The following is an 18,084-nucleotide window of genomic DNA, read 5'->3' as shown; positions in this document are numbered from 1 at the left end:
GTCAGCCTGCTCCTCTGCCCAGCTCTAGTTGCCTGTTTAGTCTGTCCAGTAAGGCTTCAGCCTGATCGCTTGCCACCGCACTGACCAATGCACAGCTAAGGGTGTGGAATACGGCTTCACCACTTTCCCGGGTTTTAAAGGCAAAATGGCGCACCGATTCAAGGATCTGCCCGGCCAGGGTCACGGCTTGTGGGCGCTGAGTTTCCGGCAGCAGTACAATAAAGCGGTCGCCAGCATAGCGGCAGGCTAAGTCGGTTTGCCTGATATTCATCAGGATCAGTTCCGACAACTCCCTTAGCAGGCGATCACCTTCCTGATCACCATAACGCCGATTAAACTGGTCAAAGTTATCAATATCCAGCATCAAAACCGACAAACTGCTGACGCCCTCGTCCAGATGTTTTGTGAGCTGCTCACGCAGGTAATCTGCTCCATACAGGCGGGTCACCCAGTCAACCTGATGGTGCTGACGAGACTGCGCTTCCCTGCGGCGCAACTGTTGGTTCAGGGTTAATTGCTCCTGGTGCCATTGGTACAACGCCCAGGTCATCAACACCATGCCGATGGGTGCCGGAATGGACTCCACCAGACTTAACCAGTAGCCACTCTGGTGACGGACAAATTCATCCATCAGGTCAAGCAGGGCAGAAAACATAAAACAGCTCAAGCCCAGTACCAGCAAGTCAGTGACCCGGCCTGGCGGGCGGCTGACAAACAGGAAAAACAGCCATACCAGTGTCAATAGGGCAATGCCGCCTTCCCCCACCACATCCAGCCAGGAAATCACTTGCCAGGCTTTAATCTCACCATGGCTGAAACTCAATAGCAGCGCAGACAGTGCCGTGCAAAGCACCAAAGCGATACGTTTGCTATGTAAGGGTAACAGAGAGTAATTCATTGCGGGTCCAGACAGAAAACCTTGGCCGATGCTAAACCACCAGTAGCAGTTACAGCAGGGTCATTTTGGCTCAGGCATATGACATTTATATGATGCTGGTGGCTGTCATTGGCCTGTACATCAGGTTTGCGAGGCTGCTTCTGTGGTAAAGGCTGGGGGTCAACTCAGCTCATCAAGGACAAAATTGAAGGCCTGATTAACCGAGTTTGGCCCTTAACCAAGGTGGTGGCCGCAACTTTGTCATAAAAGCGTCATGCCTTACCTCTAGCTTGCCATGCGACATCACACACACCGCAATAAGGCTCGCAGATGAACATACATAAAAGCAAACTGGCGCTGGCTTGTCTGGCTGCCCTTTTCAGTCATCAGGCACTGGCAGCAGACGGCAGTTTGTTAGGCAGACTTGGAGACACACAAAACAAGGCATGGTTCGAAGGCGCCAGTGTGCGCCTTAAGGAACTCAATTTATCCACTGTGACCAAAGGGGATGGCTCTTTCCGCTTTAATGCCCTGCCGCCAGGCGACTATACCCTGGAAATTCGTTATCTGGGCGCCCCCAAGACTGAGCATCCAATCCATATTGAGGACGGTAAAACCCTGCAACAACGTTTCACCCTGGGGCTCAAAGAACCCAAGTTGGACGAGTTGATTGTGTACGGGCAACGTGCCGGTCAGGCCGGTGCATTGAATATGCAGCGCAGCGCTGACAATCTTAAATCCATCGTCTCCAGCGACGCTATCGGGCAATTTCCCGATCAGAACGCTGCCGAAGCCTTGCAGCGCCTGCCGGGTTTGTCAATTGAACGCGATCAGGGCGAAGGCCGTTTTGTTGGTATTCGCGGAATCGATCCTAACCTCAACAATGTCACCATTAACGGGATGAATATTCCGTCGCCTGAAGCCGGTGTGCGTTCGGTGGCGCTGGATGTAATTCCTTCCGAATTAATCGAAGGGTTGGAAGTTACCAAGTCTGTAACCCCCGACATGGATGCCGATGCCATCGGTGGTTCGGTAGAAGTAAAAAGCCTGAGTGCCTTTGACCGTGCTGGTCGTAGTGCCAGCCTGACAGTGCAGGCCAGTCGCAACGAACTGCGCAGCGAAACCAGCCCTAAGGTCTCTGGTAGCTATACCGATGTGGTTGATTTTGCCGGGTTGCAGGATTCTTTGGGGGTGGCCGTGGCGCTGTCCTGGTTTGACCGCGATTTCGGCTCGGACAATATTGAAAGCAATGGTGATGATGAAATAGAACAGCGTTACTACGCCATTAACCGTGAACGTATCGGTGCGGCATTAAATCTGGATTTCCGGCCGGATTTCAACAATCAGTACTATCTGCGCACGCTGTACAGCCGTTTTTCTGACGATGAGTATCGCCAGGCCAATACGTTCACTTTCGATGGTGATGACTCAGAAATCGAGCGGGGCAGCAAAGACAGATATGAAGTACAAGAAATACTGTCGCTCACTGCTGGTGCTGAGCATCAACTGCAACAATGGCATTTAAGTTATCAACTTGGCTATGCTGAATCGTCGGAAGACGAGCCTGATGCTTTGTACTACAGCTTTAAGGGCGATGGCTTTGCCATCAGTTCTGACTTCAGCGGGCAAATTCCGGCCATTGTGCAGGATGCTGAAGCAAAATCCCTGTCCAACTATGAAGTGGATGAAATCTCTTTTGAAGATAATCTGGCAGAAGACCAGGAGCTGAGCTTTAAGCTGGATATGAGTCGCGATTTCGATATGGCCGGCCATCCCGCCCAGCTTAAATTCGGTGGTAAGTATCGTAGTCGTGAAAAACAAACCAACGCCAACATCTTTATTTATGAGGGTGATTTTGATGATCTGGATGCCGGGCAGTTTGCTGCTGCGGTACCTGCTTGGGGATTGGGGGATTTTGGCAGCGGTTTGGACCGTCAGGCCATGCGTAACCACTTTAGCAGCAACAGAAGTAGCCTGGAGCTGGCCGCGCTGGATTCTGAGCTTGAGTCCAATGGTGCTTCATATCAAAGTGACGAGGACATCTTTGCCACTTATCTGATGACCAAAGTGGATATCGACAAATTACGTGTAGTGGCGGGGATCCGCTACGAGCGCACCGACTTCTCCACCAGTGGTCAGCGGGTAGAACTGATCGAAGATGAGCAGGCCGATGAAGAAAAGGTGGTCAATACTGCCTGGCAGGGTGAAAAACAATACAGTCACCTTCTGCCCAGCCTCAACCTGCGCTATGAATTTAGTGATCAGTTGATAGGCCGTTTCGCCTACACACAGACCATTGCCAGACCTAAATTTGAAGATTCAGCGGCATTTCAGATTATCGAATCTAAAACCGAAGAAAATGACGATGGCGGCTTCGATACTGAACGTGAAGCCGAAGTGGGCAATCCGGAACTGAAGCCGTTTGAGTCTAACAACATGGACCTGTCCATTGAATATTATCCGGGCAGTATTGGTGTGCTGTCTGCGGGGTATTTCCATAAAGATATCGATAATTTTGTGATTCTGGCAGATGTCTCGCATCTGGATGCCTGGCAGGGCTTTGCAGAAGTCACCCAGCCAATTAACGGCGAAAGCGCCAAAGTTCAGGGCCTGGAATTGTCCTGGGTAAAAAGTTTCGACAACGGTTTGTTGATTGCCGCCAATGCCACCTTGTCCGATTCTGAGGCGGTTACCTTGCTGGATGGTGAGCGCTTTGAAACCAGCCTGCCCAATCAGTCTGACAAAGTGGGCAATCTGACGCTGGGCTATGAGGACAATGACTGGAGTTTACGCCTGACACTCAGCCACAAGAGTGAAAACCTGGAAGAAATTGATGGCGAAATGTTGCGTATGGAAGATGCGCATCAGCAACTGGACTTCAGTGGTAAATATTTCATCAATCCACAGATGCACATCTACTTTAACGCCGTCAACCTCAACGACGAGCCTTACTACCACTACTTTGACCGCCGCAGTATCAACGCGCAGTACGAAGAATACGGTCGTACATTCGAGCTTGGCTTTAACTGGACACTGTAACGTTTAGCAACGGCCGTGCGTTTACACGGCCGTTGCATTAGAGATGGGTAACATATGAAAAAGACGCTTAGTGCACTAATACTGACCATTACGGCTGGTGGTGCGTATGCCGCTGACGCGGTCATTCAGGCCTTGCCTTTTTATCAGGCCGACAAGCTGGAGGGGCAGCAGGTGCAGCCTCTGGTTCGCGATAATGGTCAGTACTGGTTAATCAGCAGTGAAAGCCGTGGTTTGCTGTTGTTGGATGAACAACAGCAGGTCAGGGCCCGTTTTGCCGGAAACTTCGAAACACTGGCCTGGCAACCGTCGGTTAAGCTGAATGGCAAGCTGGTGGATATTGTTGTCAGCATAGACAACGAATCTGCCACGACCAAGCTGTTGGCTCTGGACTGGCAAACGCCGGAATTGCGCCTGTTGCAGGATCTGCCAGCGGATGAAGCGCAACTGGAGACTTTGTGTCTTTACGCACATCCACAAAGCGGTCACTTGTCGTTGTTCAGTGTGGACGTGCAAGGGATGGCACATGAGCGGATTATCTACGACGGCCAGCGTCAGCAACTGGTGAATGTAAAAGTGCGTGATTTTCCAGGTGTGCTGAACGCCAAAGATTGTGTCGCCGATAGCGCCAGTGCCAGCCTGTATATAGCCGAAGAATCGGTAGGCGTATGGCGTTATCCTGCCAGCATGGAGGCCGACCCGGTTCGCGAGCCTGTGGCCATGTTGTCCCCTTTTGGTGATATTCAGGGAGAGATAACCGACTTGGCCTTGCTGGACGATGGCACTTTGCTGGTGGTGAGTCCAAAGGCCAGAAGTTTGTCGGCGTACCGCACTGATACAGACGCCCGTCATTGGCAACTGAAAGGTATGGATGAGCCCGAAGCGCTGGGCGCACAGTTGGATAGTGAAGGATTGACTCTGACCTTTTACGATGAAAGTCAGGACGCCTATTTAGCGGCTAAGGTCGCGGATTACCAGGCTGGCAATACAAGTAAACAGGAATGGATTGCCAATGTCAGTTCGAGCGCACAAACCACCCCGGTTGCCCGCTTTGGCGATGCCGCGGACGATCCGGCAATCTGGTTTAATCGTCAGGCTCCGGCTCAAAGCCGGATTCTCGGCACGGACAAGCGTGTGGGTTTGATGGTGTATGAACTGGATGGCACGTTAGTCCAGCAGTTGCCGGTAGGCCGGCTGAACAATGTGGATATACGTGGTGATTTTGTGGTGGGTGGTAATCGGGTCGACCTGGCGGCGGCCAGCAATCGTACCAACAATAGCATCAGCCTGTTTGCGATTGACCCTGAATCAGGTGGGGTCAGTCATTTGCAGGATATTGCCACCGACCTGAATGAGGTCTATGGGCTGTGTATGTATCAATCAAAGACCGGTCATTATGTCTTTATCAATGATACTGATGGACGTTTTGCCCAGTACCGTATCGAAGGCGATAAACATCACCTGAGTGCCACACTGGTCAGGGAATTTGCCGTCAGCAGTCAGCCGGAAGGCTGTGTGGCCGACGATACAACCGGCGTGTTGTATCTGGGCGAGGAGGCTAAAGGTATCTGGCGAACCCAGGCCGAGCCACAACCGGCGGTTTTGGAACAAGTTGCCCACACCGGCGATCTGCTGCATGCCGATGTGGAAGGCATGGGGATTTACCGCAACGGCAATGACGCCATGTTAATCGTGTCCAGTCAGGGCAATGACAGCTATCTGGCCTTTGGTCTGGACCAGCAGTTCAGTTACCTTGGCCGTTTCCGTATCGCCCTGGACTTGCAGTCGGGAGTGGATGGTGTATCGGAGACGGACGGTTTGGAAGTGACATCCGCCAATCTTGGTGCAGACTATCCAGCGGGATTGCTGGTGGTACAAGATGGTCGCAACCGTATGCCAATCGCCCCGCAAAACTTTAAGTTGGTGGATTGGCGACAGGTTACCGCCGTGCTGGAAAATTAGCGGCAATATGTCAGTCGGGCCCGATTTGTCCTGAGTCCGGCCCTTGCTGATAACTTATCACCCGGTTTCGCCCTGCTTGCTTGGCCTGATACAGGGCGTCATCGGCTTCCAGATAAAGTTGTTCGAAACTGGTGTCGCATTCGCGGGTGGTGACGCCGATAGAGGTGGTGACGCGGATTTGTGCTTGTCCATGATGAATAGTACTGGCCGCCACCGCCTGACAAAGCCGCTGGGCTATCTCCATCGCAGTTTGTGCATCGGTGCTGCCAAGAAATACGGCAAATTCCTCGCCGCCGATGCGGCCAAAAATATCATACTGGCGCAGAGTCTTCTTAATGGTATTGGCGACTTGTTTCAGTACCGCATCGCCGCCCTGGTGACCATATGTGTCGTTAATGTTTTTAAAATGGTCTAAATCCAGTAACAGTTGACTGACCAGCGAGGTATCCCGCCGGCAGCGGCTCAGCTCTGACTCCACCGACTCGACAAAGCTGCGTCTGTTGGCAATACCTGTCAGTGCGTCAGTCAGAGCCATTTGATGCAAGGTATCTACAGAGCGTATTAACTCCGACTCCATCACCTTTTGCTTGGTAATATCCTTAGCCTGTACCAGCAGTGCGCCGTCCTGGCGGATCTGCTCCGAGAGTAGAAACCAGCGGCCGTCCATCATATCCACCTCAAACAGTCGAAACGGCCGTGAACGACGTTTGGCATTGGCCTGGGTCAACCAGACCTCAATATTATCTGTATCCAGCCTGATGCCACGCCCGATGGCATAGGTATGCCGAATCAAATCGGCAAAATTCAGGTGCTGGTAGGCTCCTTCAATGCAGAACATCTCTTTGAAAACGCCGTTGCAATAGCACAGCCGATCATCCACATCGTAAATTGCGTAGCCATCCCGGCTTTGCTGGATAAACTCAAATAGCTGCTGGGCAACACTATGGGCTGTGTCTGTCATCGGATAACATCTCTGCCTGTTTGTGATAAGCATAGCCAAGCGCCTGAAATCTGTATCACAAATCAGACACCTGACGGCTTTGTATGGCGTTTCTGACCGGCGGTGGTCTCAGATGGTCACCCTGTCAGGGCGTAACGGCCTAATAGCGGGCATTCAGGGTAAAATAAGCTTGTGTCGACAGTGTGCTTTATATACAATGCGCGCCCTTGATCAGCCCAACTATTTTAGTTCCTTGTCTTAAGCAGTCTGGCTGAGCTGCAAGAGGCTACAACCGTAAGGAGCACCAATGCGTCATTACGAAATCATTTTTATGGTCCATCCAGACCAGAGTGAACAGGTTCCAGGTATGATCGAGCGTTATACCGGAATCATCAAGAACGATGGTGGACAGATTCACCGTCTGGAAGACTGGGGCCGTCGTCAACTGGCTTACCCCATCGAGAAGCTGCACAAAGCCCATTATGTTCTGATCAATGCTGAAGCATCTGCTGCTGCCATCGAAGAACTGGAAACCGCTTTCCGCTTCAACGACATCGTACTGCGTAATCTGATTATGCGTACTAAGAGCGCTGTGACTGAGCCATCACCTATGGCTAAAGAAGAGCGTCGCGAAAAGCGTGAAGACAGAGCAGCTGTAGAAGCTGACGCGGAATAACAGATTAGGAGACTAGAAGATGGCTCGTTTTTTCAGACGTCGTAAGTACTGCCGCTTCTCGGCAGAAGGCATCCAGCAGATCGATTTTAAAGACACTGGCCTGCTGAAAAACTACATCACTGAGAGCGGTAAGATCGTTCCTAGCCGTATTACCGGTACCAGTGCCAAGTATCAGCGTCAGTTGTCAACTGCCATTAAGCGCGCGCGCTTCCTGGCTCTGTTGCCTTACACTGATTCTCACAAGTAATTGTTGGCGTAACTAAGAGGTAGCAAAGATGGAAATCATTCTACTAGACAAAATCGCCAACCTGGGCGGTTTGGGTGACCAGGTCACCGTAAAATCAGGTTTTGCCCGTAACTTCCTGTTCCCTCAAGGTAAGGCTGTGCCTGCCACTAAGGACAACGTAGAGAAGTTCGAGCAGCGTCGTGCCGAGCTGGAAGCCAAAATTGCTGAGCAATTGTCTGCTGCACAAGCACGTGCCGCCAAACTGGCTGAACTGGCTGAAGTTACTATCGCTGCCCCGGCTGGCGACGAAGGCAAGCTGTTCGGTTCTGTTGGTACTCGTGACATCGCTGACGCCCTGACGGCGGCCGGTGTTGAAGTATCCAAAGCTGAAGTAAAACTGCCGCACGGCACACTGCGTGAATGTGGTGAGTTCGAGGTGGACCTGCAACTTCACTCTGAAGTTATTGCTCAGGTTAAAGTTGTTATCATCGCTGAAGCTTAATCGCTAACGTGCTGATGAGAAAGCCGCCTTTGGGCGGCTTTTTTATTTGTCTGTTTCTGGCTCTGACGGCATGGCAACAATGCTGTTTTGGCCGCGAAATGTGATTGGCACATGCAAGTCTCTGAGTGCCGAAAGCAGTTTTCGTTGGTCGTCCTGATTAAGGTACTCGCCAATCGGTAAACGCTGTTGATTACCTAACAATACCAGCCTGTCTCCACTTAATGAATGTCGGGCTTTTTCCACCAACACTAAGCTGTTTTCACGTGGAAATTGCCAGCGTCTTTTGGGGTAATGTTGGCCCCACTGCACATCAATGCAGTGCGCAGATACCTTGATTACCTGTTGGTGATAGGTGTGTTTACACACCTTGAAGGCCAGTGCCGCCAGCAATGCCACTTCCAGGCCTGCAAAAGGCAGGATCAACCATGCGCCGGCCAGGCTCCAGGCCAGTGCCACTAGAATAGCAACACAGCTCAAGCCGCTAATCAGCCATTTGGTTTGTGACCAGGAAGCGGAACGGTTGGGGCGCAGGCAGATTTGATTCACCCCATTGCGGTGGCTGATTGAGACCATAATTGTTTCGTCAACGCTACCCTGAAAAAGTGTGCAGGCTGTTCAAGTCTTGCACAATCTCTGACATTTTGCTTTAATCCCCATCCCGCCTGACAGGGACGACCCTGTCTGTGATGTTCACGCAAGGCTTATGCAGGGACGACCCTGCCATTGTGGAGGAAACTCTGATGGCATGGTTGATACTGTTTGCCGCTGGTGTGTTAGAAGTAGTCTGGGCTGTCGCCCTTAAGCAATCCAAAGGCTTGTCTGAGCCAAAATCATTAATTATTGCCGTTGTGGCCATGATTCTCAGTCTGGGCCTCTTGGCTATGGCGCTGCGAACGCTGCCTTTAAGTGTGGGCTACGCCGTATGGACCGGAATCGGTGTGCTAGGGGCTTCTCTGGTGGGTATTTTATGCTTGGGAGAGAGCCTGAACGGCACTAAATTACTTGCGTTGCTGCTGCTGGCCAGCGGTATTCTATTGATGAAAATCAGCCACTAGTGGAGGGGCTTATGCAGGCGATTACCAATTTGCAGCAACTAATATGCACGATGCAACCGGTGCTACATGCACCCTGTTATGTATTTGCTACTCTCCCCCCAGACCAGGCCATACCTGTGGGGGTAAAAATGTTGTTCGAAGAAGTGGAAGGCTGGAGCGCCATTTTAACTGAGCAGCAGGCCATGCAATTGGGATTGGCGTATGAGTTTCCCTGCCGCATGATTACCCTGAACGTGCATTCATCTCTTGATGCTGTAGGTTTTCTGGCCCGCATTACCGCGGAGTTAGCCAGCCTGAATATGGGAGTGAATCCAGTCTCAGCGTTTTATCATGACCATCTATTTGTACCGGCCGGGCGAGCGGAGGAAGCGTTAGCGGCCCTGGTTAACTTGAGTCACCAGGGCCAGGTAGTTAGTTAGATACTGGTGCGGCGATATTGCCGGTAAGTGGGCGTCCAGAAGTTAGCTTCAATTTTGCTCAGCAACATTTCATCTGACATTTCCAGTGCCAGGCCTTGTTGCTGGGCAACCTTGCCGACGGCAAAGGCGATATCTTTACTAAGCTGAGCTAGTTCTGTTAAGGGGGGTAATAACGCCCCTTTGCCTTTATTGGCCAGTGGCGAAGCTTCGGCCAATGTGGTACTGGCGGCCATCAGCATTTCATCAGAAATGTGCCGTGCTTTGGTTGCCAGCACACCCAGGCCAATACCAGGGAAAATATAGCTGTTGTTGCACTGGGTAATCGGGAAGGTCTTACCCTTGTATGTCACAGGAGTGAACGGACTGCCAGTGGCGATGATTACTTCGCCATCTGTCCACTCAATAACCTGTTCCGGACGGGCTTCCACTTGTCTGGATGGATTACTCAATGGGAAAATAATGGGCAACTGACAGCCCTGCTTCATGGCCCGGATAACTTGCTCGGTAAACAGCCCGGCCTGACCGGACACACCGATTAGAATATCGGGCTTTGCACAGTGCATCACGTCCAGCAGCGAAGCGAATTCGCCACTGAAATTCCACTCAGCGATATTGTCTTGGGATTGGCATAACGCCTGTTGGAAATCCCGCAACCCTTGCATACCATCGGTAAGCAGGCCGTAGCGATCAATCATAAAGATCTGGCTTCTGGCCTGGGCATCAGAAATGCCTTCGGCACACATTTGCTGAATTACCTGTTCAGCAATCCCGCAACCGGCTGAGCCTGCGCCGACAAATACCACTTTCTGCTCTGACAATTTGGCACCTTTGGTGCGACAAGCGGCCAACAGCGTGCCCACCGTCACGGCTGCCGTGCCCTGGATATCATCGTTGAAACAGCACACTTCATTGCGGTAGCGATTCAGCAGAGGCATGGCATTTTGCTGAGCGAAATCCTCAAACTGGATCATGGCATCCGGCCAGCGGCGCTGCACAGCGCGAATAAAGTCCTCAACAAAAGCGTCATACTCTTCCTGACTGATACGTTTGTGACGGGCCCCCATATACATAGGATCGGCCAGCAATTTTTCGTTGTTGGTGCCTACATCCAGCATCACTGGCAAGGTATAGGCCGGGCTGATACCGCCACAGGCGGTGTACAAAGACAGCTTGCCAATCGGAATACCCATACCGCCGATGCCTTGATCGCCTAAACCAAGAATTCGTTCACCATCGGTCACCACAATGACTTTCACTTTGCGCTTGGTGGCATTATGCAGAATATCGTCCATATGCTGGCGTTCAGCATAGGAGATAAACAGGCCGCGGGAACTGCGGTAAATATCTGAAAACTGCTCACAAGCGTCACCAACCGTTGGGGTATAGATGATGGGCATCATTTCTTCCAAATGGTCAGCAAGCAGCCGGTAAAACAGTGTTTCATTGTTGTCCTGAATGGCGCGCAGATAAATATGCTTGTTCAGCGGCGTGTCAAAGCTGGAATACTGCATGTAAGCGCGGCTGACCTGCTCTTCGATACTTTCGTAGCGCGGTGGCAACAAGCCGTTCAGGTTGAAGGCTTTGCGTTCTTCAGCACTGAAGGCGCTGCCTTTATTGAGTAGCGGCGTTTCCAGCAGGGAAGGGCCGGCGTGGGGAATGTATAAAGGGCGTTTTTTAGATGTCATCAAACCAATCCTGCATACTGGCGCAGCCAGTCTTTGAGTAATTCCTGGATCATCCCCTATCCTGTGCGGGATTTCCAGTAAGACCAGTTTGATTGCCGGAATGGAAAGATAAGGTCAGCAGCGCCTTGCAGTTTGTTATTGGGAAAATATTTTTCTGGGGCTTTAAACCTCTGTCATTTACCCTGCGACATAACCAATAAGAAAACAATAATGGTGGTAGTGCATTGCAAACTCAGGGACAGCTTATCGAAGCAAAGGAACAATTTGCCGAGCGTGGGTTGCACAGCCTGGTGGACGCTGTCAAACAGGGGGATCGTCAGGCTTATCAGACTTTGTATCAGCAGTATCTTGGTCAGGTGTACGCCTTATGTTATCGGCTGACCGCTGACAGAGCACTGGCTGAGGACGTTACTCAGGAGGTCTTTATTCAGCTTTGGCGCAAACTGGACAACTATCGCGGCGACAGCAAATTCAGCACCTGGCTGCATTCTGTTACCTCAAATGTCTGTGTGTCATATATGCGCAAACAGCGCGGCTGGTGGCACAGAATGTTCAATCTTGAGGACAGCGCAGCCATGTATGAGAGTGCAGAAGCGTCGGCAGCCGAGGTGGATCTGGACAGTTATGTGCGGCGTCTGCCACAAAGGGCTCGCATGGTGTTTGTTCTACATGCCATTGAAGGTTATCGCCATGAGGAAATTGCACAGATGCTGGACATGGCCGTGGGCTCAAGCAAAGCGCAGTTTCATCGTGCCAAACAGCTATTGTCGGAGTGGATGGGTTATGAGTAATAAAGAGTTTGAGCAGCAGTTGCAGAATGCCCTGGCCAGTCTACCTAACGAGATCCAGCCCAGGCGCGACCTGTGGCCGGGGATAGAGCATGCATTGAATAGTCAGGCGGCGGAACCTGTTGTCACTTCCAGCAAAGCAAAGCCTTATTGGGGAATGGCGGCGGCCGTTGCCACTGTTGGTCTGCTGGGCTGGTTAGGTTTGACGCAGTTACCTGGTTTATCCGATTCAGCTCAGTTGGCGCAGGTGTTAAGCCAGCAGCATCAGCAACAGAAGCAAGCCTTGCTGGCATCGTTCAGCGGGCAGCCTGCGCTGACAGATAACTGGCAGCAACAAGTGGATGAATTGGACGCTGCGGCACTAGCTATTAAACAAGCGCTAAAAGAAGACCCCAATAATCCGGCCCTGCTGAAAATGCTACAGCAGGTCTACCAGCAACAAATTGATTTAATTGAACGGGTGCACGCCCCCGCATGGCAGAAAATATAGGATGTCACATATGAACAAATTTTTATTTGCAGCAGGATTGTCATTACTCAGCCAACTTTGTCTGGCGGGTGAGAAAGTCGATTTAAGCTTGGATGCCAGGGCCGATGGTCGTATCAGCATTGAACACATTACCGGCAAAGCCGTGATCAAGGGCTGGGACAAGCATCAGGTTAAAGTGACCGGCGAATTGGATGATCGCGCAGAGAAGCTGATTTTCGAACGGGACGGCAATGAAATCATCGTGAAAGTAAAGATGCCACGTAATAGCCGAAATGATTGGAGTAATGACGACGGCGACGACTTACAGATATTTGTGCCGGTGGCCAGCCTGGTTAATTATGAAACCGTCAATGCCGACCTGAGTGCAGAGAATATTTTGGGTGGCACGGAATTGTCGTCAGTTAATGGCAAAGTCAAGGTACATGCACTGGCTGGGCGTATCCGCATTGAGACAGTAAATGGTGATATTCACAGCGCAGGGTTAACAGGCGACATTAAGCTCTCTACGGTGAATGGTCGTATTGTCGATAAGGACTCAAAAGGAGATGAAATACGCTATGAATCCGTTAACGGCGACATTGATGGCAGTACGTCTGCACCCAGAATAAAAGTTGAAAATGTGAACTCAGATGTGAAACTCAGTTTACATAAGGTGGAGCGACTGGCGGTGCAAACTGTTAGCGGTGATACCACCATCAAGCTGACCCTATTGGAGGGCGGTGAAGTGACAGGCAGCACGGTCAGTGGCGGTGTTGACCTGACATTTCAGGACAATGTCTCGGCCCGCTTTGACCTGGAAGGTCATGCCGGAGGGCACTTTGTTAATCGTCTTACCAGCGACAAGATGGACAAAGCCAAGTATGGGCCAAGTCGTTGGCTGAAGTTTCGCACCGGCGATGGTTCGGCCAGGGTGCGGATTTCAACAGTGAGCGGACGCATCTCGCTGGACAGTCAATAACAACAGCCCCTTAGGGGCTTTTTTTTGCGAAATAAAACCCCGGCAGGTCAAGGCACTTCAATACAATAGCGGCTATTGGCTGTGCTTTGGCTTCATTCCATCAGACTCTTCGCGCATAATAGCGTTTATGGTAATTAACCCGGTCGGTGACAAGTGAAAGTTGTATCTCACAAAGAGCGCGACAGCAAAGTCGAAAAACTGAAAATCCCGCCTCATTCCATTGAGGCTGAACAATCTGTTATCGGCAGCATGCTTATTGCACCGGATTGCTGGGACAAAGTAGCCGAAATTCTGATTGAGCAGGATTTTTATAATCGTGCCCATCAAACCATATATAAAACCATTCTTAAACTCTTAGGTGACAGTCAGCCGGTGGATTTGATCACCGTATCCGATGTTCTGGAGCAGCAGGATGAGCTGGAGGGCGTGGGCGGTTTTGCATACCTGGGTGAATTGGCAAAAAACACTCCCAGTGCCGCAAACGTGGTGGCCTATGCACAAATTATCAAGGAAAGGGCAGTCCTGCGCGAGCTTATCGGAGTCGCGCATGAAATTGCCGACACAGGGTACAACCCGGAAGGTCGCAGCAGTGGCGATGTGCTGGACCTGGCGGAAAGCAAGGTGTTTGAGATTGCCGAAAAGCGTTCCGGCAATAATGAGGGCCCGCAAAACGTAGAGACTATCTTAAGTCATACCATTGACCGGCTTGAAGCGCTGATTAAGAACAACAAGGAAGTTACCGGGGTATCGACCGGCTATAAGGATTTGGATAAAAAAACCAGTGGCTTGCAACCATCCGACCTGATAATCGTAGCGGCGCGTCCCTCAATGGGAAAAACCACCTTCGCCATGAACCTGTGCGAAAATGCCATGCTGCTGGAAGAAAAACCTGTCTTGGTATTCAGCCTGGAAATGCCGGCTGAACAGATTATGATGAGGATGCTGGCCTCGCTGAGCCGGGTTGACCAGACCCGTATCCGGACCGCACAGCTGGATGACGAAGATTGGGCCAGAATCTCAAATACCATGGCCATGCTTAAGGACAAAGATAATCTGTTTGTGGATGACTCATCCGGTCTGACGCCAATGGAAGTGCGCACACGGGCGCGCAAGCTGGCGCGTGAGCGCGGTGGTCTGGCCTTGATTATGGTGGACTACCTGCAATTGATGCAGGTGCCTTCTTTAAGTGATAACCGGACCCTGGAGATTGCCGAGATCTCCCGGTCGTTAAAAGCCCTGGCCAAGGAACTGCAAGTGCCGGTGGTGGCGCTCTCACAGTTAAACCGAAGCCTGGAACAGCGGGCTGACAAACGCCCGGTTAACTCTGACTTACGGGAATCGGGCTCTATTGAGCAGGACGCTGACTTGATTATGTTTATCTATCGTGACGAGGTCTATCACGAGAACAGCGAGTACAAAGGTATTGCTGAGATCATTATAGGTAAGCAGCGGAATGGTCCGATTGGAACCTGCCGCCTGACCTTTCAGGGGCAGTTCTCCCGCTTCGACAATTACGCCGGCCCGGAAATTGCCGACGAGTATTGATTGGTCGCGATATCATTAAAAAGGGCGCCATAGGCGCCCTGGCTATTTTGAATTACTTGGTCACTTTAACCTTTTCCATGGCACTGACAGTGGCATGGATGCGGCGGTTACGCTTATGCGCTTCTGCTGTATTAGCCGAATCCAGCGGGCGGCTCTCTCCATAACCTACAGCCTGTAAACGGCCTGCGTCTATACCGTAGCGGTCAATCAACAAGCGGCGCACAGCCTTGGCCCGATTTTCAGACAAGGTCTGGTTGTAGTCATCTTTGCCTGGTGTGGAAGTATGACCTTCAATAACGGCCTGAGTGTTGGGGAAACGGCGCATAAACTCAGCAAATTCAACTATTTGGGCAGCATCTGGATTGCCTACTTCATAACTGTTGTTGGCAAACAGGATATCCAGTTTGGTTTCCACTTTTTCTTCCATAAAAATACTGCAACCGTTGCTATCCACTTTGTCCATTCTTGGCGTATTGGGGCACCGGTCTTTATCGTCGTATACGCCGTCCATATCTGAATCTTTGGGCGCTTGAGTGACCGGCGCCAAAGGTTGTGGTTCAGGTTCAGACACTGGCATCGGTTTGGATTTATGCCCAAAAGTATAAGCCAGGCCCAGTTTGAGGCCATAGTCAGTAAAATCCTGACCAAAGTCATAATAGGCCGCGGCCTCGGTAACCAGCTTCCACTTTTCAGTCAGATCCCAGTGACGACCCACACCCAAGTTCATCATCCGGTAGTTGTCTTCCAGGTTTTGATGCTTAAAACCACCAAACAGGTAGGTTTGCTTTTGGTCTAAGAAGTACAACCCATCGATACCCACTCTGTCGCCTGATTCATCCGCCAATCCAGACTTCGAATCCAGATTCAGGTGGGACCATTCGATTCTGGCTCCCCACTTGGGCGTAAATCTAAAGCCAAGTTCGGCACCAAAGCCAGTGCCATCATCAAGTCCTCCCATTGGCAGAGGCTTGTCACTGTCGGCGTTGTAATATTCACCAAAGCCGGCAACCCAGCCTTCATATTCGGATGGCGTATCAGCCAAAGCCAGGGCAGGAATCAAGCTAAGAACAAGTGCAGAAGCTAAGGTTTTGTTTTTCATAAAGGTCCCTTAATGATAAGTACGCTGTAACAAGCGTAATCAATAATTCAGCAGTTACTAATTATTCCTGAAGGTAAATTGCCATGCTGTTTTGGCAACTTGCCCCACGATACTGCTGGGGGCGGGATTTTTTGATGGGCGAGCTCTAACGGCTGCTGCGTATATTGTATCAAGGGAGCGGGGCTTGGGAAATGGCTTTCTATGCCTGGAACTGACCCTGTATGGTGGCCAGTAACCTTCTGCTGCCACCCTGATTACGATGTTCACACAAATAAATACCCTGCCAGGTACCTAATGCCAGCCTGCCATTGCTAATAGGTAAACTCAACGAGGTTCCCAATATACTGGCTTTAAGATGGGCAGGCATATCGTCTGCACCTTCGTATGTGTGCTCATAGTAAGGGGCATTCTCTGGCACCATTTGATTGAAGTGGCGTTCGAAGTCCTCTCTGACAGTAGGGTCGGCATTTTCATTAACAGTCAGCGATGCACTGGTGTGCTGAATAAACAGATGCAGCAACCCAATCTGGCAATGCCGCACAATGGTCAGTTGTTCCAATACTTCAGATGTCACAAGGTGGAAGCCACGAGGTTTGGGCCGCAACTTAATGTTTTGTTGATGCCATTGGCTCATAGCTTGTCGAAGCAGATCTCCAGATGAGCGTTTCCGGCATCGCTGGTAAAAGGCAAAATAATTTTAGGGCCATCAACCTTGTGGGTAATGGTGTGCTGTTTACCTGATACTACAATCGGCGTGGCCATATCAAAGTCAAAGCCTTTGCTGGATAGCTCGAGCTTGGCACCACCTGTGACCATATTGGTTATTTCACCTACCATGTCGGTGACTTCAGGATTTATTTTGGGCGGCTTTTCGCCCAACATGCGCTGCATAATTTCCAACGCCAATGATTCATCGAAGGAAATAGAAAAAGAGCCTTTGACTTGTGGGCCGACCATTCCAATCAGGCCTGATACATCACCGATAGCCAATTCATCGCCTTTTTTCTTTGGCTTACCTGGCTGCAGTTTTGTTTGCGCCATGGTGTCCAGCACATTAACTAAAGAAGAGATAAATGGATTTATAAATTCAACATTCATGGTTGATATCTAACCTTGTCTATAGACCCTGCCTGGGCCAGGCATTTCTTACTTTCACTGCGCCAACGGCCTGTTCGTCGACGTCTGGTTATTTAACTATGGCTAAGGGGCCAGCCTAAGTCTAGTTAAACCTTAACTTAACAGTTTGTTATTTCTGTCTATTTCTATCAATTTTGGCAACTGGCACAAGTGCCGTGTGCCTCAATAGTCTGAGATTCCACTTTAAAGCCATAGGCCTTAGCCTGATTATCCAGGGTCTCTTTCAGACCTTCAGACTGAATTTCCTGAACTTCGCCACAACTGTCGCAGATCAGAAACTGTACCGGATGGTTGCAACCAAAATGATGGCAGGCAACGAAAGCGTTGTTGGACTCCAGTCTGTGTACCAAACCAAACTCAAGCAAGAAATCCAGGGTACGATATACGGTAGCTGGCTTCGCTGAGCTTTCTGTTTCCTTCAGCTCGTCAAGCAGCTCATAAGCACCTGTTGCGCCTTGCTTTTGCAGCAATAGGCCGTAAACCTTCTCCCTTAACAAGGTAAAACGGGCACCCTTACCTTCACAATATCGTCTGGCTTTTTCAACTAGTTTCTGGTGATTCATATGTTCACATCAGGTAAGCACACTGGCGCTAGTGTAGCACAGTAACCTTGGGTTAAAAGTCTATAACATAAGGGATATTCCACATGTTGTGTCTGCCTGCCCGGCAACGCAAAAACTGATACAATA

At 50.6% G+C, this 18,084-nt stretch carries 19 protein-coding genes; 11 read left to right on the top strand and 8 right to left on the bottom strand.

Going from position 1 to position 18,084, the window contains the following annotated elements; all coding sequences use genetic code 11:
* Position 1: 1 nt before the first annotated feature.
* Positions 2–898 carry a GGDEF domain-containing protein gene (locus ABD028_RS12470; RefSeq protein ID WP_102798775.1) on the bottom strand — a complete coding sequence of 299 codons (897 nt, stop codon included), beginning with the start codon at positions 896–898 and terminating at the stop codon, positions 2–4.
* A 309-nt stretch (positions 899–1,207) separates the two neighbouring features.
* Between ABD028_RS12470 and ABD028_RS12465 the strand changes: the two genes are divergently transcribed.
* Positions 1,208–3,916 (top strand): TonB-dependent receptor, encoded by a 2,709-nt coding sequence (locus ABD028_RS12465; protein ID WP_343845245.1) that lies wholly within the window; start codon positions 1,208–1,210, stop codon positions 3,914–3,916.
* A 54-nt stretch (positions 3,917–3,970) separates the two neighbouring features.
* Positions 3,971–5,875, top strand: coding sequence for a phytase (locus ABD028_RS12460; RefSeq protein WP_343845244.1), 1,905 nt, complete (start codon positions 3,971–3,973; stop codon positions 5,873–5,875).
* Between the two features lie 10 nt (positions 5,876–5,885).
* Here the strand turns inward: ABD028_RS12460 and ABD028_RS12455 are convergent, their stop codons facing one another.
* Entirely contained in the window at positions 5,886–6,836 is a 951-nt protein-coding gene (locus ABD028_RS12455) for a GGDEF domain-containing protein (RefSeq protein WP_343845243.1), read from the bottom strand.
* A gap of 286 nt (positions 6,837–7,122) precedes the next feature.
* Here ABD028_RS12455 and rpsF point away from each other — a divergent pair, with 286 nt between their 5' ends.
* The 3 genes from rpsF to rplI are packed head-to-tail and all read left to right on the top strand — an operon-like array spanning position 7,123 to position 8,219.
* The gene (gene rpsF / locus ABD028_RS12450) at positions 7,123–7,491 is read left to right on the top strand and encodes a 30S ribosomal protein S6 (protein ID WP_102798779.1); all 369 of its coding nucleotides are present in this window, start codon (positions 7,123–7,125) and stop codon (positions 7,489–7,491) included.
* A gap of 19 nt (positions 7,492–7,510) precedes the next feature.
* A complete protein-coding gene (gene rpsR, locus ABD028_RS12445) occupies positions 7,511–7,738 on the top strand; it encodes a 30S ribosomal protein S18 (RefSeq protein ID WP_102798780.1) in 228 nt (75 codons plus the stop codon).
* A gap of 28 nt (positions 7,739–7,766) precedes the next feature.
* The gene (gene rplI / locus ABD028_RS12440) at positions 7,767–8,219 is read left to right on the top strand and encodes a 50S ribosomal protein L9 (RefSeq protein WP_102798781.1); all 453 of its coding nucleotides are present in this window, start codon (positions 7,767–7,769) and stop codon (positions 8,217–8,219) included.
* Between the two features lie 42 nt (positions 8,220–8,261).
* Here the strand turns inward: rplI and ABD028_RS12435 are convergent, their stop codons facing one another.
* Positions 8,262–8,792 (bottom strand): DUF2244 domain-containing protein, encoded by a 531-nt coding sequence (locus ABD028_RS12435; RefSeq protein WP_343845242.1) that lies wholly within the window; start codon positions 8,790–8,792, stop codon positions 8,262–8,264.
* Between the two features lie 167 nt (positions 8,793–8,959).
* Between ABD028_RS12435 and ABD028_RS12430 the strand changes: the two genes are divergently transcribed.
* Positions 8,960–9,274 carry a DMT family transporter gene (locus tag ABD028_RS12430; RefSeq protein ID WP_102798815.1) on the top strand — a complete coding sequence of 105 codons (315 nt, stop codon included), beginning with the start codon at positions 8,960–8,962 and terminating at the stop codon, positions 9,272–9,274.
* Positions 9,275–9,285: 11 nt separating this feature from the next.
* Positions 9,286–9,693: an ACT domain-containing protein gene (locus ABD028_RS12425; RefSeq protein ID WP_343845241.1), complete on the top strand. Its 408-nt coding sequence runs from the start codon at positions 9,286–9,288 to the stop codon at positions 9,691–9,693.
* Here the strand turns inward: ABD028_RS12425 and ABD028_RS12420 are convergent.
* Entirely contained in the window at positions 9,690–11,378 is a 1,689-nt protein-coding gene (locus ABD028_RS12420; protein ID WP_343845240.1) for an NAD-dependent malic enzyme, read from the bottom strand. The two genes, ABD028_RS12425 and ABD028_RS12420, sit on opposite strands and share 4 nt — an antisense overlap.
* Positions 11,379–11,602: 224 nt before the next feature.
* Here ABD028_RS12420 and ABD028_RS12415 point away from each other — a divergent pair, with 224 nt between their 5' ends.
* From ABD028_RS12415 to dnaB, 4 genes are all read left to right on the top strand, one after another.
* A complete protein-coding gene (locus tag ABD028_RS12415; RefSeq protein ID WP_425542102.1) occupies positions 11,603–12,169 on the top strand; it encodes an RNA polymerase sigma factor in 567 nt (188 codons plus the stop codon).
* Positions 12,162–12,656: a hypothetical protein gene (locus tag ABD028_RS12410; protein WP_343845239.1), complete on the top strand. Its 495-nt coding sequence runs from the start codon at positions 12,162–12,164 to the stop codon at positions 12,654–12,656. The genes ABD028_RS12415 and ABD028_RS12410 overlap by 8 nt, the downstream gene beginning before the upstream one ends.
* 10 nt (positions 12,657–12,666) lie before the next feature.
* Entirely contained in the window at positions 12,667–13,614 is a 948-nt protein-coding gene (locus ABD028_RS12405; protein ID WP_343845238.1) for a DUF4097 family beta strand repeat-containing protein, read from the top strand.
* Between the two features lie 153 nt (positions 13,615–13,767).
* Positions 13,768–15,159, top strand: a complete 1,392-nt coding sequence (dnaB, locus tag ABD028_RS12400) for a replicative DNA helicase (protein WP_102798788.1) — start codon at positions 13,768–13,770, stop codon at positions 15,157–15,159.
* Between the two features lie 52 nt (positions 15,160–15,211).
* Here the strand turns inward: dnaB and ABD028_RS12395 are convergent, their stop codons facing one another.
* The 4 genes from ABD028_RS12395 to ABD028_RS12380 all read right to left on the bottom strand — a co-directional run bounded on the left by ABD028_RS12395 (position 15,212) and on the right by ABD028_RS12380 (position 17,958).
* Positions 15,212–16,258 (bottom strand): OmpA family protein, encoded by a 1,047-nt coding sequence (locus ABD028_RS12395; protein WP_102798789.1) that lies wholly within the window; start codon positions 16,256–16,258, stop codon positions 15,212–15,214.
* Positions 16,259–16,457: 199 nt separating this feature from the next.
* The gene (locus ABD028_RS12390; protein WP_343845236.1) at positions 16,458–16,892 is read right to left on the bottom strand and encodes a secondary thiamine-phosphate synthase enzyme YjbQ; all 435 of its coding nucleotides are present in this window, start codon (positions 16,890–16,892) and stop codon (positions 16,458–16,460) included.
* Positions 16,889–17,356, bottom strand: coding sequence for a chemotaxis protein CheX (locus ABD028_RS12385; RefSeq protein ID WP_102798791.1), 468 nt, complete (start codon positions 17,354–17,356; stop codon positions 16,889–16,891). The genes ABD028_RS12390 and ABD028_RS12385 overlap by 4 nt, the downstream gene beginning before the upstream one ends.
* Positions 17,357–17,523: 167 nt before the next feature.
* Complete coding sequence (locus tag ABD028_RS12380) at positions 17,524–17,958, bottom strand: transcriptional repressor (RefSeq protein WP_343845234.1); 435 nt, start codon at positions 17,956–17,958, stop codon at positions 17,524–17,526.
* Between the last annotated feature and the right edge of the window lie 126 nt (positions 17,959–18,084).

Source organism: Bowmanella denitrificans (assembly GCF_039522935.1).
GTDB classification, from domain to species: domain Bacteria; phylum Pseudomonadota; class Gammaproteobacteria; order Enterobacterales; family Alteromonadaceae; genus Bowmanella; species Bowmanella denitrificans.
This window is presented reverse-complemented; position numbering and strand designations above follow the sequence as displayed.